The organism is Cellvibrio sp., from assembly GCF_053579595.1.
Genome location: NZ_JBRFPI010000004.1, coordinates 23,102 through 34,235 on the forward strand (window position 1 = coordinate 23,102; position 11,134 = coordinate 34,235).

Here is an 11,134-nt window from a genome sequence, read left to right on the forward strand (position 1 = left end):
ACTTTGAAGAAGCGGATATTTGTTGCAGATTTAACGGAAGCAGAGGAAAAAAAAGCAAGTTTAAAAACGCTCACACAGGTATTTTACGCTCACATAATCCTCAATACCGTAATACGAACCTTCCCTTCCCCAACCGGATTGTTTAATACCACCAAAGGGAGCCATCTCATTGGATAAAATACCGGTGTTAATCCCTAGCATGCCAGTTTCCAGTATATCTGACAGATTTTTTATACGTCTTGCATCGCGGGTATAGCAATAACTCGCCAAGCCAAATTCAGTGTTGTTGGCAAAACGGATTGCATCTTCATCGGTATCAAAAGGATTCAGTGCAGCAACCGGGCCTAAAATTTCCTGCCCGGCTAATGCTGAATCGGGAGCGACGCTCAACAGTAGAGTCGGAGGGTAAAAGCAACCCTGTGCCGTTTCAGCTTCATTAAGTAGGGTTTGATAAGCGATATGAGCACCCTTTTCGACGGCATCATCCACCAACTTTTGTACTTTGTTGACCGCCTTCATAGAAATCAACGGACCTAGATTAACGCTCCCATCTACACCATTCCCGACAGTGAGCGCTTTCATTGCAGCGATTAATTTTTCACTGAATTGGGTATAAATCGAGCGGTGGATATAAAAACGATTGGCACAGACACAAGTCTGCCCGGCATTGCGAAATTTGGAGGCCATCGCACCGGCAACAGCCGCATCCAGATCAGCATCATCAAACACAATAAACGGGGCATTACCACCCAACTCCAAGGTGATCCGTTTTACATCATCAGCACATTGTTGGATTAATTGCTTACCAACCGCAGTCGAGCCCGTAAACGACAATTTGCGCACTAACCGATTACTGGTTAACTCTGCGCCAATTGCAGCCGCGTCAGTTCCCGTTACGATATTGACTACCCCAGAAGGAATACCCGCTTGATGTGCGAGAAGTGCCAGCGCCAAAGCCGAGAGCGGAGTTTCGGCGGCGGGTTTGGCTACAATAGTGCAACCAGCAGCCAACGCAGGAGCAATTTTGCGCGCGAGCATCGCACACGGAAAATTCCAGGGAGTGATTGCAGCAACAACACCAACGGGTTGTTTGATTACCAAAATCCGCTGATCAACACTGGGCGGAGCAATCACGTCCCCATAAATACGTTTGGCCTCTTCAGAAAACCATTCAATATAACTTGCGCCGTAAGCAATTTCCCCACGCGCTTCTGCCAAGGGTTTACCTTGCTCAATAGTAAGAATCTGCGCGAGATCTTCTTGATGCAGCATCACCAGATCAAACCATGCGCGCAATAACTGACTGCGTTCTTTCGCTGTTTTTTGTGCCCATAGAATCTGTGCATGAGCCGCTGCGGTTATCGCCCTGCGCGTTTCATCAACCCCCAGATCAGCAACCTGCGCAACAACTTCACCGGTTGCCGGATTTTTTACTGCAAAGGTTTTGTATGTGTCGGAATGACACCACTCTCCATCGATGAATGCGTGAGTCTGCAGTAGCGATGAATTGCGTAAATTAATCATTGGATGCACTAATCATTGGTCTGCGCATTTTTTTTAGCTACCGGCTTAACGCCGATTTTGCGCACGTTGTTGCCTTCCACTTCAGCAATTGTCCAGAGCATTCCGCTCCATTCGCTTTGATCACCTACCACAGGCTTTCCGCCCACCATTTGCGCAATCAAATCGCCAAGTGTTTTATGCTCTTCATAGCCTTTCATATCCAGCGCATACAGCATCGCCAGATCGCGCAACTCTGCATCGCCCTGAATAATAAAATCGCCAAAAAAACTTAAATCCAGCGTTCGCTTTGGGGCTTCGCTAAATAATTTTCCCAGTGCAGGTAAATCCTGCTCATGGCCGATCACACAGAGCACATCACCCGCCATTAAACGCGTACTGCCAGATGGATGGAATAATTCTTTATCGCGAAACAATGCTGCAATGCGCGTATTTTCAGGCATATGCAATTCGCGCAATGCAGCGCCGATACACCACTTCTCTGCCCCCAACTTATAAATAAATAATTCCCACTGGCTGGTGACATGGATTTCCAATCCTGCACGAGAAAATGGCGAGGGCACTGCAGGGACTACCACATTGGCCTTCTTTGCAGCCAACCCGAGTGTCGTCCCTTGTACTAATAAAGACACCAACACAATAAAGAAGGCAACATTGAAAAATAACTGTGCATTTTCCAAACCCGCCATCAACGGGAACACCGCCAGAATAACCGGCACGGCTCCACGCAACCCCACCCAGGAAATAAAGGTACGCTCTTTCCAATTGAAGCTACGGAAGGGCAATAGACCGACAAAAATAGACAGGGGACGCGCAAATAAAATCATCCACAGTGATAACAACAATGCTGGCACCGCGATGGGCAAAAGTTGGCTGGGCGTAAGCAACAACCCAAGCACCAAAAACATTCCAATTTGGCTTAACCAGGCGAGGCCATCAAACATATGCAGAATGCCGTGGCGATTTCGTATGGGGCGATTGCCGATCAACAAGCCACACACATACACAGTCAGGATACCGCTACCGCCGATAGCACCGGAAATCGCGTAAAGCATAATCCCGCCGCTAACAGCTAATAGCGGATACAAACCACCGGCAATCGACAGTCGATTGATCAGTTGCAACAGTAACCAACCGCCACCCACACCCAGCGCAATGCCTATCCCGAACTGCTGCACCAAACTGGTCAGCACGCCCCAGCTGAAGCTGGTTTCACCCGCAGCGAGCATTGCAATCAGAGTCACTGTCAGGAACATGGCCATGGGGTCGTTACTGCCCGATTCGATCTCCAGTGTTGAGCCAACACGCTCATTAAGGCCTTTGCCATTCAATAAATTAAATACCACAGCGGCATCTGTCGAACCCACAATCGCGCCGATCAGCAAGCCTTCAAGTAAGGAGAGGTCGAACAACCAAGCGGCTGCAACACCAGTTAAGCCTGCCGTTATCATCACCCCAACAGTTGCCAGCGACAGCGCGGGCCAAAGCGCCACGCGGAAAGTTGCTGCGCGGGTGCGCATACCACCATCCAAAAGGATAATTGCCAGCGCGAGGTTACTCACCAGATAAGCAGTAGAGTAATCATTGAAAACAATTCCGCCGGGGCCATCCACTCCCGCAAGCATCCCCACCGCGAGGAAAATCACCAGAATTGGCACACCTACCCGGGTAGAAATAGAGCTCAGCAAAATACTCGCGGCGACCAGAAGGGCCCCAACGAGCAAAATATTGTTGATGGTAACTGCGTCCAAAATCTAACCCTTATCCAGAAATTCAATAAAAACAATAACTAACATTAAGGCGATTGTAACCCGATGGCGCCCAAGACTGTCAAAAGCATTACCGTTAACAATCAGTAAAGACTATTTTTGCCAAAAAAATAGCTGCCCCAGATTTGCGCAACAGGCCAGTTAAATCGAGCTATAATCGCGCCATAATCCTTACCTATAAGTTGTATTACATGCTCAATAAAGATGCCCTGCAGCAACTCGCTCAATTAAAGTCCGCTATCGCTGTAACCAAAGATGTCGCACAAGGCCTGGTTCGCACCACCACCAAACGCTTTGGTTTTTTGATTCTCGACGACGGCCGAGAAGCCTTTATCGACCCCGACCAAATGATGCGTGTACTGCCCGATGACCGCGTTGAAGCGGAAATCACCACCAACAGCAAAGGCCAATTTGAAGCAAAATTAATCAAGCTGATCAAACCCGGCCTGACCGAATTTGTTGGCCGCTACGTCAATAAAGGCACCACCGATTTTGTGGAACCCGACGTAAACAATTTTAATCGCTGGTTATTTATTCCGCCGCAAGACCGCAAAGGTTATAAAGTCGGCGATTTAATTCACTGCGAAGTTGCCCGTCACCCTTTCAACAGTGAAGGCAAAACCCAGATTCACATTCTCAACCGCATAGGAACATTGGAAGAACCTGGTGTAGAAAGCCGTTACAGCATCGCCAAATTCCAGATTCCGTTTGAATGGCAACCGGCCGCGCAAAATCAAGCAGGCGGAATTAACTGGTCGCCACTCACATTTGAAAACGGCGAACAGGATTTAACCCACCTGCCCTTCGTCACTATCGATTCCGAAAACACGCGCGATATGGATGACGCTATTTATATCGCTCCCAACGAAAATGGCTGGGAATTAATTACTGCGATTGCCGACCCCAGCAAACACATCAGTTTTGATAGCCCGCTGGAGCAATCTGCGCGAGCGCGTGCAAGCACGCTTTATTTACTCGGCCAAACGGTGACTATGTTGCCGGTCGATTTATCGCACGACACTTATTCATTAGTACCGGAACAAAAACGCCCAGCGCTGGTGTGTCGCATGCAGATTTTGCGCGATGGCACTATCAACTCATTTGAATTTATCGAAGCGCAAATTCGCTCGCATTTCAAACTGAGTTATCAAGGTGTATTCGATGCACTGATGAGCACCGGCGAATCACCACTCGCTGCACCGGCTTATATTCACGACATGCTCGTAGAATTAAAAAGTTTTGCGCAAGCGCGCGCGCAATATCGTCAAGCGAACGCCTTGGTGATGGAAGAGCGCCCTGACTACTCCTACATTCTCAATGACCAAAGAAAAATTGATCATGTAGAAAAACGCGAGCGCAATATCGCGCACCGCATGATTGAAGAGGCCATGCTGGTTACCAACCTCTGTGCGGGAGAGTTATTTTTACAGCACCCAGGCTACGGGATTTTTTCCAGCCATATTGGTTTTCGCCCGGAGCGAATCAATGATGCAGTTACACTGATTCAGGAAGACCGCCCGGATTTAACCGTTGGCGATTTAACCCAACTGGATAGCTTCCAAAAACTATTCAGCGAGCTGCGCATAAATCCAACCAACAATCCAGTCAGCGCCAGCCTGCATTCACTGTTGCAACGCATGTTGCAAGCCGGCTCGTTAACATTTGATCCCATCCCGCATTTTGGTTTGGGTTTTAAAGCTTACGCGATGGTGACCTCACCTATTCGCCGCTATAACGATTTGTTTAACCATCTCGCAATCAAACGCATTTTACGTGGTTTGCCGGCAGAAAATGTGGGCGATAAAAAACAATTTGCGGAACAATTACAAAACCAACTCAACACTGGCCGCCAAGCATGTCGCTATGCAGAAACCTGGCTCGGTTGCCAATACGCGAATCTGCATATTGGCAGCGTGCACCCCGCCAGTATTGGTTTGGTTAACTCTTTTGGTGTCGGCGTAAAAATGGAAGACTGGGGATTGGAAGGCTATGCCCTACTCGCGCCCAAAGAGAGTGAAATCAAAGCGCAGTTTGATTCACGTCGTTTGAGATTGACCATTGAAGGCAAGACTTACAAACTCGATGAAAAAGTATTTGTAGTGATCAACGATGTCGATGTTGAAAAACGTAAAATCAGTGTGGAATTGGTAAGCGAAGAAACGGCCCAGCGCTTAAGCGCTTGGCTATAAAAGTACAGAAAACCGTAGATGGTTAAGGGGTGAGTGATGGCAAAAAATTACTGGCTATTTAAAGCGGAACCACACATCTACGGCATCGACCATCTCGCGGCCGCGCCCGATAAAACCGGCCGCTGGGATGGCATTCGCAATTATCAAGCCCGTAATTTTTTGCGCGACCAAGTCGCGCTCAATGATGAAATATTTATCTACCACAGCAGTTGCAAAAATGTCGGCATAGTCGGCACCGCCAAAGTCGTAAAAACCGCCTACCCCGACCCAACCCAATTTAATCCTGAAAGCGATTATTACGATCCAAAATCGACACCGGAAAATCCGCGCTGGGTTTCGGTGGATATCAAACTCATTAAAATATTTCCCCGGTTGATTCCGTTAGCTGAAATAAAAGCACAACCGCAATTGGAAAATATGGTGCTGGTGAAGCAGAGCCGGTTATCGACTCAGCCGGTGACTGTAGAAGAGTGGAAGATAATCAATTCATTATTGTAGGTTGGAGCGAACCGCACGGTTAGCGAAGCACTTCTGCCTTCGATTCTAAGGAAGCTTTGAAATACTCACTTTCCGTCAAACCCGCGAACGCGGGTATCCATAAAAATCAACAGATTGGATTCCTACTTTCGCAGGAATGACGAATAACTCAGAGCTTCCCTAATTTTACACAGAAAACTAAATTATCAGAAAGAACATTGAGACTTTGGTCGATAAAAATAAGCAGGCAAAACACCAGAAGTTATTAAATGCTCCAAGCCTTTACCCTCTATAGATGACTTTTCAACTAAGCTAGCAGCGAAGGCGCTAACGCCTGGCAAGATTATAATTAACTTCAAACAATTTTCTTGTTCCAACAAACCAATCTGATTAGGAAACCAACTGTCGCCACCTTTTGTCCACACAGACAGCAATTCCTTATTACCGCTTGGCTGCTGTTGTGGCTTACCCCAATCTTTTGCGATTGTCGCGACCGAATTGGTCACAGGCATATCGGGTAAATGGCTAACGTATAGTTGCAGCGTTTCCGTTAACCAGCGATCACTCACTGGCTTTATCGATTTTGTTTCCGCATTAAATTCACGCCATTTAGTTTCGGTAAGCGCAATTGTATTTGATGGCTCACCTTCACACACCACTTCTCCATACTGAATAAATTCTTGCCGCCCTATATTGACGTTATTACCCGCGATGGGCACATACATATCAAAATTCAATACGTGCTTTTTGCTATACAAAACCTGAAACCCACCGGGGCATAATTGCCCGGCGGTGGTGTTCCAGTAGGTTTCGGCAAGCTTTGCGTGTTTGAGGTAATATTCAATGCGGTAGTGGTTTTCGCCTGCGGGAACTACTACGTAACCTTGGCCGTTTTTTAGGGGGCGTTGGGTTGGGGTGCAGGCCATGATTGATGCTGCAACGATAAAAATGAAAAATGTAATTTTGTTCACACGCATTCGACGTCAGCCTAGTAATAGCAAATTACAGATCCAGATCAAGGGGTCACAGATCAAGGGGTCAGACTCCTTGATCTTTTATCCGCTTAGATTTCCGATCACCGCCCCACCCTAAAGACTCAGCTCTTCGGTTAGCAGCCGATTCTATCTGTGCTTTAAATTTTGAACTACCTAACACCCAAGATTTATTCGTACATTCCCTTATTTGATCAAGCGTATCCGCAGGAATAATATCGGAAAATAATTTACGGTATCGAATTATTCTCTGCGCCGCCGTTTCGCCTAATGCCAAGTAAATGGGATGAGGCGTTAATAAACCAATCTCCTTTCCTATCGCATTTGCTCTAAAACTCGACCAAACATATTCGCTTGGGCTTGTAACCATTTTGGCGCGCACTGGATTAAGTTCGATGTAGCGGCTGACGGTAAGAAAGTAGGAATCACTATCAACCAATGTGGATTTATAGCGCCCTTCCCACAGAGTTCCAGATCGACGATAGGTTAAGTTGATGTATTGGACGTATTTTCTACCGAGCGATTGCATCGTTTTTGCACATGCATTCGCAGTAGAAGGTGTTACCAGTAAATGTACGTGATTGGTCATCAATACAAACGCATGAATCGCAACACCAGATTGCTCTGCCGAGATTTTCAATTGTTGTAAATAAAAGGCGTAATCTTTCTCGTCAAAAAAACACGCGTCACAGTTATTACCGCGCTGAATGATGTGATGCGAACAGCCCGGCACATATAATCTCGGCAACCTTGCCATATACATCTCCTTGAAATTTAATTCAAAAACTTTTTACTTTTGGATCAAGGAGTCTGACCCCTTGATCCCCTTGATCCCCTTGACCCCTTGATCCCCTGATCCGTGACCCCTTGATCCGGATCCGGGCAAAAATGCATTAATCTTGCCATACATCTTCCTTGATGAATTGTTTAAAAACTGAATTTTACTCTGACCCCAATTATTCCAATTATTCTTACTCGACCCCAATTATTACTCTGACCCCAATTGTTTTGATTTGTGCCCCAATCAATAACGTTGACGAAGCCAATTTTCTTCATCCCAAGTTAAAGTTTTATAATTGAAGAATCGTATCTCAAAAAAATCATCAAGCCTCTTTTCATATATCCGATCTACCCAAAACTCCAAGTAATCTTCACGCTCAGTCCAGTTAACTGCTCCAAACCTAAAATCGCTTTTGGATATTTCTGGCTTACTCCACATCTTTAACTCAGGCAGAGAAGGGCGAAAAACCTCCGTTCCTTTTTCATCATAAAACACACAATTTTGGCTATCCCATTCGGGCATGCCAATCAGCAACACCACCATGTATTGCATATCCTGCGTGGGATAAGCATAAATTTTATTAGCGGATTTTGAAAAATCCAATTCAACCACATCCGCATCGCACATCCATGAAATTTTTTTAATTCGTTCATTACTGAACTTTGTTGCCTCGGGCCCATCACCATAATGATCGACATCCACACCCAAATTTATATGACACATAGAACCATTTTCAGAAATGTACTTCGGAAATTTAATCATTTCACTTTATCTCAAATGTATTTGTTCTAGTCAGGAATTGCTCCCAATTGTTTCTAATGTCGTCGACCACAAATTCATGTTGAATAGCTCCACCCTGATAAGTCGTACCATTAGTTGATTTTTGTGGTCCAGCAACACCGCTTCGAGTGGGAATATTTACCCCTGTATTAACCATGTACTCCCTAACGACCAAATCACCCTGTTTCCACTCTGGGGGAAGAGCTAAATCTTGCCGAGCCTCTTCAAGATTTGTATATCGCTTTTGAGATGCCCAAATTCCTGGTGCAGATTGAGTTTTAAATTCAATTGCATAAAATTTAGTTCCAGGTGGCGAAAAAAGCTCTTGCACCACTGTACCAGTTTTGTAAGGCGCAGCTTTACCAATCTCTCCAAAAGAAAGGTTTAATGTACTGGCATTAACATTCCGACCATTTTCAAAACTAGTTAATTTATAGGTCGGCATTCCTATCATTTGATTGTCTATTTGATCCCAAAATTTATTAGTCTGCGTAGATGTAAGATTTTTAGGGCCGCCAGCATCTTTCATAGTGGATTTAAACCAATCTATTGCTGCATTACCCGTTTTTAGAATTTTATTTCCAAAAATATCGATGACAACCAGAGCTGATCCAACGGTAACAACTTTACCATCAATTACTTCTTGCAGAGCTACGACAGAACCGCAAAGCAAGGAAACAGTACAGCCAATTTCAGAAGTTTGTTTTAACGTTTGATCCATTGAAGCTATTTCATTTAAAACGGCTTTTCGAGCAAGGATCGCTTCTTCTGTAAATTGATCAGGATATTTTTCCTTTATTTGTGCTTCTAGTGATTGATCACCAAAATTTAGTTTTTCGGGGATGCAATCAGGTGTCTTTTCAAATATGCAGTTAAGTTCTTTCTGCTGCGCAGCAGCCCGAGCACGCACACTTTCTTCAGGTAAAGCTAAAGCATTAAGATCAATACCAACATCTGCTCCAGCAGGCCATTTATCAACAAAGTGAACAACACCATTCTTATCAACCCAACGATATACTTTACGATGCCTCTCGTTAGTAGCATTGTATTTCGCAGCATTAGTTGCCGTTAGAACCGCAGTATTTACATCACCTCCGCTGAAGAATGCACCCAGGGCAGCAAAAAGTTTTGCGACATCAACACCGCGTGCAGAAAGCACTTCCATCTGCAGGTCAATACGTGGGTCGTAAGGGCTAGTGACAGGATCAATTAGATGGCGCGACCAAGCATTTAAATCATCAGCCAAACGTTTTTTATACAGATCACCAACGTATTCACCTATTACAGCACCACCAGCTCCCGTTGAGCAATTACTGCCTACGTCTGCATCGGAACCACCTGCCTTGGCAGAAGCTACACCCACAAGACAGCCAACGCCTGCATGCGCAATATATTTTGCCGCTGTATCAAAATCGCGCGAAGACGCAAGGTCGCCAATCTTAGTCGACATTTTTTGTCCGATTGTATTTACGGCACTTGTCGCCAAGCTAACTTTAAATGCATTTAAATAATCTTCAGAGTTACCACCATTGACAGTGACAGAGATACCCGCCGTAACTACGGAATTATAAATTGCCTGCCCAGCCTGACCTGCCAAGGATACCGCCAAGTTTTTACTATCAGCAGCAGCGGTGAAAAAATCAATATCGGTATGCTGCATGGCGCCAGCTGTTGCCATGGAAATAGCCAGAGACTTTAAACTTTCACTGCTATCAAACGCGCTTATCGTTTCACGAAGATTATTACCTGATGCCAAACTTTGCGCGGCTTGTGTTGCTAAGGTCAAAGCACCCGCCTGCATTGCTGCAGCGTTCACAATCACTGTACCGTTGAAGGTGGCCGCGCCAATAGCTCCAGAACCACTTCCAAGCCAACCCGCACCTGCCGGCCCCATCGCCACAGCAACACAAATCGCAATAATTGCCATTGCAGCTGGGCTCAAATTACGTTTGGTTTTCTTCAACTCCTTATGAATCTCTTCCATCGCCTCCCAATTAACAGACTGCCCTCCAGCGACTACACCTTGATCATAAAGATCCGCCATCCATTTCATTTCAGGCATCTTGCGGTATTCTTCGATCTGTTCTTTTAATGTGGCACCCTCTTTACCCGTGTACTCCACATTAATTCCATACTTAGCCTGCACCTGCAGACCACCCACAATCGCGTTCTGGATATTGTTTTCATGAATCACATCTTCCGTGCGGGTTTTGATTGTCCATGTGCTTTTCTTTACAGTTTGTAAATGGAACTCTTCAAGTTCTTTGGTCATTAACAAATGGACGGTGCCATCTTTTGCGGTAACTTGAGTTCCTTCTGCACTGGTGATTTCAGTAGCCTTGAGCACCACATCACCATGCGCCGAATCAAGCAAAACACCCTTGCCCGCTTTTAAAATCGCACGAACGGCTTCCGTTCGGAATTCAGAAGACTGACCAGTGGTTTTACCTTTGCGATCCACTTTCTGGATTTGATCCTGCTCAAGTTCATCAATGATATGAATTCCCTGACCCGCCAACAATTCAATACCACCGCTAGTACTAATTAATTCCGACGCAGTGATGTTAATTACACCACCCGCAATCAAACTCAGCGTATCTTCTGCCGCGAGGCGGGACATGAGTA

General features: G+C 45.6%; 8 protein-coding genes. 2 read left to right on the forward strand and 6 right to left on the reverse strand.

What is annotated here, in order from left to right:
- Positions 1-60 precede the first annotated feature (60 nt).
- The gene (locus ACWA6V_RS00630) at positions 61-1,524 is read right to left on the reverse strand and encodes an NAD-dependent succinate-semialdehyde dehydrogenase (RefSeq protein WP_449520692.1); all 1,464 of its coding nucleotides are present in this window, start codon (positions 1,522-1,524) and stop codon (positions 61-63) included.
- A gap of 8 nt (positions 1,525-1,532) precedes the next feature.
- On the reverse strand, positions 1,533-3,272 hold the full coding sequence (locus ACWA6V_RS00635; RefSeq protein WP_449520693.1) for a potassium/proton antiporter: 1,740 nt from the start codon (positions 3,270-3,272) through the stop codon (positions 1,533-1,535).
- Between the two features lie 209 nt (positions 3,273-3,481).
- Here ACWA6V_RS00635 and ACWA6V_RS00640 point away from each other — a divergent pair, with 209 nt between their 5' ends.
- The gene (locus ACWA6V_RS00640) at positions 3,482-5,479 is read left to right on the forward strand and encodes a VacB/RNase II family 3'-5' exoribonuclease (RefSeq protein ID WP_449520694.1); all 1,998 of its coding nucleotides are present in this window, start codon (positions 3,482-3,484) and stop codon (positions 5,477-5,479) included.
- Positions 5,480-5,515: 36 nt separating this feature from the next.
- On the forward strand, positions 5,516-5,977 hold the full coding sequence (locus tag ACWA6V_RS00645; RefSeq protein WP_449520695.1) for an EVE domain-containing protein: 462 nt from the start codon (positions 5,516-5,518) through the stop codon (positions 5,975-5,977).
- 185 nt (positions 5,978-6,162) lie between these two features.
- On the opposite strand, the gene ACWA6V_RS00650 is transcribed toward ACWA6V_RS00645, so the two are convergent.
- The 4 genes from ACWA6V_RS00650 to ACWA6V_RS00665 form a co-directional block, all read right to left on the reverse strand.
- Positions 6,163-6,933 (reverse strand): hypothetical protein, encoded by a 771-nt coding sequence (locus ACWA6V_RS00650; protein ID WP_449520696.1) that lies wholly within the window; start codon positions 6,931-6,933, stop codon positions 6,163-6,165.
- 61 nt (positions 6,934-6,994) lie between these two features.
- Positions 6,995-7,705: a transposase gene (locus ACWA6V_RS00655; RefSeq protein ID WP_449520697.1), complete on the reverse strand. Its 711-nt coding sequence runs from the start codon at positions 7,703-7,705 to the stop codon at positions 6,995-6,997.
- 267 nt (positions 7,706-7,972) lie between these two features.
- Positions 7,973-8,491, reverse strand: a complete 519-nt coding sequence (locus ACWA6V_RS00660) for a hypothetical protein (protein ID WP_449520698.1) — start codon at positions 8,489-8,491, stop codon at positions 7,973-7,975.
- A 1-nt stretch (position 8,492) separates the two neighbouring features.
- Positions 8,493-11,134 (reverse strand): DUF637 domain-containing protein (locus tag ACWA6V_RS00665; RefSeq protein ID WP_449520699.1); only part of this gene is annotated, 2,642 nt, incomplete at its 5' end.

What these genes read in the sequence shown, in the direction of transcription:
- ACWA6V_RS00630 (WP_449520692.1), bottom strand. Translation starts at nt 1,524, where the DNA reads ATGATTAATTTACGCAATTCATCGCTACTGCAGACTCACGCATTCATC.
- ACWA6V_RS00640 (WP_449520694.1), top strand. Translation starts at nt 3,482, where the DNA reads ATGCTCAATAAAGATGCCCTGCAGCAACTCGCTCAATTAAAGTCCGCT.
- ACWA6V_RS00645 (WP_449520695.1), top strand. Translation starts at nt 5,516, where the DNA reads ATGGCAAAAAATTACTGGCTATTTAAAGCGGAACCACACATCTACGGC.
- ACWA6V_RS00650 (WP_449520696.1), bottom strand. Translation starts at nt 6,933, where the DNA reads ATGCGTGTGAACAAAATTACATTTTTCATTTTTATCGTTGCAGCATCA.
- ACWA6V_RS00655 (WP_449520697.1), bottom strand. Translation starts at nt 7,705, where the DNA reads ATGGCAAGGTTGCCGAGATTATATGTGCCGGGCTGTTCGCATCACATC.
- ACWA6V_RS00660 (WP_449520698.1), bottom strand. Translation starts at nt 8,491, where the DNA reads ATGATTAAATTTCCGAAGTACATTTCTGAAAATGGTTCTATGTGTCAT.